The organism is Thermococcus sp. (assembly GCF_026991495.1).
In the GTDB taxonomy this organism is placed as follows: domain Archaea; phylum Methanobacteriota_B; class Thermococci; order Thermococcales; family Thermococcaceae; genus Thermococcus.
Genome location: NZ_JALXBJ010000059.1, coordinates 1 through 4,567 on the forward strand (window position 1 = coordinate 1; position 4,567 = coordinate 4,567).

Consider the following 4,567-nt stretch of genomic DNA (forward strand, 5'->3'; position numbering starts at 1 on the left):
GTGAACCTTGAGGAGCTCGCCAAGAGGACTGAGGGTTACAGCGGCGCTGACATAGAAGCGCTCGTCAGAGAAGCGGCACTGATCGCGATGAGAAGGGCGCTCCAGGAGGGGATCATAAGACCCGGGATGAGGGCCGATGAGGTCAGGGCGAGGGTCAAGGTCACGATGGGGGACTTCGAGGAGGCTATGAAGAAGGTGGGCCCGAGCATCAGCGGGGAGACAATGGAGTACTACAGGAAGATCCAGGAGCAGTTCAAGCAGTCGCGCGGCTGATGCCAGGCCTTGGCTCCCTATTTTCCATTCATTTTCATTCCTTCCGGATTTATCTCCTTAATCCGGTGGCTTTGCTGAGTCCCATGGGAAACCCTTTTAACCTTCATGGTATATGGGCCAGCGGGCCAACTTCCTTTGAGCGGGTGATGGGAGTGATATACGGAATCCTTCTGAGCGTCCCCGAAAAGCTCGTCGGGAGATACGGTGAGAGGGCCAGGCGGGCCATCGGGGCCGCCATAGCAAGGGCTGACATAGTAACCTTTACGTGGGCCGAGTACAGGGGCGATCTGGCCTTCGTCATGCTCGCCGGCTCCAAGGAGGGGGCTGAGAGAACGCTCACGGAGCTCTCTGAGATGCCGGTTTACGTGAAGATAATAGGGATAGAAGGGGGCTGACCAGGGCGAGGTTAAGCATGGTCCGAAATGGACCCCTCAACGCGGTTCAGGGCGTCGGGTGCTGTCTTAGAGCGAACCCTTGCCGTTCTCACCCTCCCGTGCCTCAGCAGCTCGTTCCAGTCCAATCTCCTGAACTGCAGCCCTCTATACCACCTCCGCCCGCTGGGTGCTCACGCCTCTCCCCTTAAGCCCCCTGAGTTCCCTCGCATCCTCCTGAGCCCTCTTTCTGACGGTGCGTATGCAGTTCCCGGGAGCCCCGACTCCCCCCGAGACTTCCTCTCGCGGGCTCATTACGACGAAACAACCTCTGGAACTCCCTAATAGCCTCCCGTCCTCCCTGATGACGGGGGTACCCCCAATTACGAATGCGGGGGTTACCCATACCCTCCACAGAGGTCACCGTTTCGCCCTTTGAGGAATCCGGAAAAGGGGTTGGGAGAAAAAGGTGAAAAACGTTCCGCCGTCGAAAAAGATTTCAAGGAGCCCAAATCGAGGGGTCAGCCCTTCGCGACCCCCATCGGGCGCATTCTTGCAACGAGGTTCGCTATTCCCGCCTCGTGGACGACGTTGACGACGTTGTCAACGCTCTTATACGCTCCAGGAGCCTCCTCGGCAACAACCCTCAGAGAGGCCGCCCTGACGTAGATTCCCCTCCGCATCAGCTCGTTTCTGAGTCTGTCCCCACGGTACTGCCGGGTTGCGGCCTTCCTGCTGAGCAGCCTTCCTGCGCCGTGGCAGGAGCTTCCAAAGGTTTCCCTCATCGACCCCTCGGCTCCAGCCAAGACGTAGCTCGCGGTTCCCATAGAGCCGGGAATTAAAACGGGTTGCCCTACATCGCGGTAAGCCCTCGGTACATCGGGGTGGCCGGCCGGGAAGGCCCTCGTGGCCCCTTTTCTGTGCACAACCACCTCGACTTTCTTTCCATCGACCTCGTGCTCCTCAACTTTGGCTATGTTGTGGGCGACATCGTAGACTATCTCCATCCCCATGTCCTCGGCTTTTCTCTTAAAGACCTCCTCAAAGCTCTCCCTGACCCAGTGGGTTATCATCTGCCTGTTGGCCCACGCGAAGTTTGCCGCTGCCTTCATGGCGCTGAAGTAGCGCTGTCCTTCTTCGGTCTGGAAGGGAACGCTTACCAGCTCACGGTCTGGCCACGGCACCCTGTACTTTCTGTTTGCCTTCTCCATTATCCTGAGGTAGTCGCTCGCCACCTGATGGCCGAGACCTCTGCTTCCGGTGTGAACCATGACAACGACCTGCCCCTCGAAGAGACCGTAGGCCTTCGCGATCCGCTCGTCGAATATTCTGTCAACGACCTGAACCTCAAGGAAGTGGTTTCCGGAGCCGAGGGAGCCGAGCTGGGGCGCGCCGCGTTGCTTGGCCTTCTGGCTGACCGCGTCAGGGTCAGCCCCTTCCATCCTTCCGCCCTCTTCGAGGTGCTCAAGGTCCTCCTTCCAGCCGTAGTCGTTGTCGACTGCCCACTTTGCACCGTCCGCTAAGACGTCGTCCAGCTGTGTCCAGTGGAGCCTTACCCTACCCTTGCTTCCAAGGCCAGAGGGAACGTTCTTGAAAAGCGTATCGACGAGCTCCTTGATTTTTGGCCTTACCTCCTTCTCAGTGAGGTTCGTCCTTATGAGCCTAACACCGCAGTTGATGTCGTAACCGACTCCTCCAGGGCTTATTACACCCTCCTTGGCGTCAAAGGCCGCCACTCCACCAATCGGGAATCCGTAGCCCTGGTGCCCGTCCGGCATTACTATTGAGTACTTGTATATGCCCGGGAGCATGGCAACGTTGGTCGCCTGCTCTAAGGTCCTGTCGTTCCTCATCTTCTCTATGAGCTGGTCGTCCGCGTAGACCCTCCCCGGGACGCGCATGCGCTTGTCGAACTTGGGTATCTCCCAGCGGATCTTGTCGATCCTCTTCAGCGGTACCATCTCTCCCACCCCCACCTTAGGTCGCCCTAAAGTTATTTTAAGGTTTCGCGGGACACCTTTGACTACAGGTCAAGCCTCAGCCTCCTCTCCTTCGGCACGTAGTTTATCAGCTTCCCGGCTTTAGCCTTCGCCGAGCCGAGGAAGTAGTTCCTCCACCGGACTATCACCCAGCCGTGGAGTTCTCTGTCCCCTATCTCAACGCTCTCTCCAGTTAAATAGCGCCTAGCCCTTTCGTCATCGAGCTCGACAACGTCCTTCGTCGCCTTTGGGCCGACCAGGAAGCTCCCCTCAATGCTGAGCCTTATCCCGTCGCTCTCGATCCTCGCGAAATAGACGCCCTGCCTGTCAGGACCTTTAACCTCAAGGGGGCACGGCTTCCAGGCGTAGACCTTGTGGTACCTCCCTCGTATCTCGTAGACCAGATCGGGAGCGTAGCCGTAGTTCTCGATGAGGAGTTTTTTCACCAGCTCCGAATCGGGCAGCTTTCCGATTTCGTCCCTCGGGTTAGTGATGGCCTTCTCACCTCTCTCCCCGCTCATTCCCCTCCCTCCGGCTTGGTTATCTTCGCTATGAAGAACGCCTCGGTGTCGTTGTCGTTCGGGTGTATGCGCAGGGCCTTCTTCAGCTCGGGCGAGTAAGTTCTCCCCTCCCATTCCAAAAGGGGTTCGCTCGTCCGAACCGGGAGCTTTATCGGCTCGATCCTCGCGTTGGTCTTCCTGAGGATATAATCAACCACCTCCTCGTTCTCAAGGGGGTCTATCGTGCAGGTGGAGTAGACGAGCGTCCCACCGGGCTTTAGAGCGTCGTAAGCCGCTTTGATGAGCCTCTTCTGGATGTTCATGTACTTGATTACTGCTTTCAGGCGCCACTCTTCCAAAAAGCGCCACCCCTTCCTTATCATTCCGACCGAGGAGCACGGTGCATCGAGGAGGATTCTGTCGAACGTGTTCTCAAAGCGGCCGAAATATGCCCCGTCCCTCGTGGTGACGCGCGCTATCAAAACGCCCATCCTGTTGAGGTTCGCGATGAGGACGTTCGCCCTGCTGGGCTTGGGGTCGTTCGCTATGATGCACCCCTCGTTCTCCATGTACTGTGCTATCTGGCCGGTCTTGGAGCCGGGCGCGGCGGCCATATCTAAGACAAGCTCACCCGGCTTGGGATTTAGCACCACCGGCGGGATCATCGAGCTCGCTTCCTGGCCGAATACCAGCCCCAAACCGTGCTCCGGAACCTTCGCGAGGTTGTCGACGTTGATGAAGAAGCCCTCGCGGACCCAAGGGATTGGTTCAAGCTCGAACTCCTCCTTCAATCTCTCGACAACGACCTCTAGCGGTGCCTTGAGCGTGTTCACCCTTATGCTCTGTCTAAGCGGCTTTATCAGAAACTCCCAGAACTCGTCGCTGTCTTCGAGCTTCGAATAGCGCTCGTAGAAAGCGGGATTGGCCCTTCTGATAAGGCCCCTCGCGCTCATGAGACCACCTCATATGTCCGGAACCAGCTGGGCCATCCACCTTCCGTCGGAGAGCTGCCTTATCTCCATCTCGTGGTAGGTTATCGCCTTTACCTCCTCCTTCGGCCCGTGCTTCTCGCTTAACGGCTCGCCGCAGGCCCTCGCCTTAAGCCTGTACCCCTCCCCGCCCTCTTCAATCTCAACCCTAAAATCGCCGAAGACGAGTCCCTCCATGTCGTGGAGAACCAAAAGCTCCTCCAAGAAGTTGTACAGGAGGGCCATCAGGTCCTCGCCTTCCACCTCAACCTCGCGGCACTCTTTAGGTTCAACCTTTCTCACGTCCACCATGACGTCGAAGAGGGCCAAAGCAACCGCTTCAAAGGCTTCTTCAAGCGTTGAGCCGTATCCGCGGATGCCTATATCAGCGGTGTGCTCGTAGTGCTCCCATTCCCTCATCTCAGTCACCTCCAAGGAGTATTGAGTTTAAACCTTCCTCGATCGCCGCTCGATGG

General features: G+C 57.8%; 5 protein-coding genes and 1 pseudogene. 2 read left to right on the forward strand and 4 right to left on the reverse strand.

The window, feature by feature from the left end; translation table 11 throughout:
• Together MVB78_RS07595 and MVB78_RS07600 are read left to right on the forward strand one after the other, a co-directional pair.
• Positions 1-273: pseudogene (locus MVB78_RS07595) on the forward strand (AAA family ATPase); the annotation flags it as partial.
• Positions 274-419: 146 nt separating this feature from the next.
• Complete coding sequence (locus MVB78_RS07600; protein WP_297489959.1) at positions 420-668, forward strand: hypothetical protein; 249 nt, start codon at positions 420-422, stop codon at positions 666-668.
• A 497-nt stretch (positions 669-1,165) separates the two neighbouring features.
• Here the strand turns inward: MVB78_RS07600 and MVB78_RS07605 are convergent, their stop codons facing one another.
• The 4 genes from MVB78_RS07605 to MVB78_RS07620 form a co-directional block, all read right to left on the reverse strand.
• Positions 1,166-2,605, reverse strand: coding sequence for an RtcB family protein (locus MVB78_RS07605; RefSeq protein ID WP_297489967.1), 1,440 nt, complete (start codon positions 2,603-2,605; stop codon positions 1,166-1,168).
• Between the two features lie 62 nt (positions 2,606-2,667).
• Positions 2,668-3,144, reverse strand: a complete 477-nt coding sequence (locus MVB78_RS07610) for a hypothetical protein (RefSeq protein ID WP_297489961.1) — start codon at positions 3,142-3,144, stop codon at positions 2,668-2,670.
• Positions 3,141-4,076: a tRNA (cytosine(49)-C(5))-methyltransferase gene (locus MVB78_RS07615; RefSeq protein WP_297489963.1), complete on the reverse strand. Its 936-nt coding sequence runs from the start codon at positions 4,074-4,076 to the stop codon at positions 3,141-3,143. The genes MVB78_RS07610 and MVB78_RS07615 overlap by 4 nt, the downstream gene beginning before the upstream one ends.
• Before the next feature lie 9 nt (positions 4,077-4,085).
• Positions 4,086-4,511 (reverse strand): archease, encoded by a 426-nt coding sequence (locus MVB78_RS07620; RefSeq protein WP_297489965.1) that lies wholly within the window; start codon positions 4,509-4,511, stop codon positions 4,086-4,088.
• Between the last annotated feature and the right edge of the window lie 56 nt (positions 4,512-4,567).

Excerpts from the sequence above, each read along its gene's own strand:
- MVB78_RS07600 (WP_297489959.1), top strand. The coding sequence starts at position 420 with ATGGGAGTGATATACGGAATCCTTCTGAGCGTCCCCGAAAAGCTCGTC.
- MVB78_RS07605 (WP_297489967.1), bottom strand. The coding sequence starts at position 2,605 with ATGGTACCGCTGAAGAGGATCGACAAGATCCGCTGGGAGATACCCAAG.
- MVB78_RS07610 (WP_297489961.1), bottom strand. The coding sequence starts at position 3,144 with ATGAGCGGGGAGAGAGGTGAGAAGGCCATCACTAACCCGAGGGACGAA.
- MVB78_RS07615 (WP_297489963.1), bottom strand. The coding sequence starts at position 4,076 with ATGAGCGCGAGGGGCCTTATCAGAAGGGCCAATCCCGCTTTCTACGAG.
- MVB78_RS07620 (WP_297489965.1), bottom strand. The coding sequence starts at position 4,511 with ATGAGGGAATGGGAGCACTACGAGCACACCGCTGATATAGGCATCCGC.